Here is a 284-nt window from a genome sequence, read left to right as displayed (position 1 = left end):
ATCCAGTGCCGTTTTCGTACTTCAGCCACTCTACACAGAACGGTTACCACCATTTCGTAGAACGACTGCGCGACCGTGAGTTCCCGCTGCTTACCATCTTTCCGCAGTTTCTTCTCGATCTTGCGGACAAGCGCCTCATTCTGGCCACGCACGTATGGAAGCGCTTGTTCAAGAAGCTCTATGGCCTTCATGCAAACGCGCCTCGCATAGTCTTGTCGAAATTCGCCATGGTCTGGTTGAATTTGCGCATCATCTCATCGAATTGCGCACGCTCCGCGTCCGTC

General features: G+C 53.2%; 1 protein-coding gene. It reads right to left on the bottom strand.

The features are described 5' to 3' along the window. On the bottom strand, positions 1-191 hold a 191-nt coding region (locus AC1RPR_RS08760), incomplete at its 3' end, for a hypothetical protein (RefSeq protein ID WP_481763564.1). Between the last annotated feature and the right edge of the window lie 93 nt (positions 192-284).

The sequence above is a fragment of the Dellaglioa sp. CoH-57-MRSF-22 genome, assembly GCF_056781895.1.
Note: the sequence above shows the minus strand (reverse complement) of the source record. Positions and strands in the feature narration are given on the sequence as shown.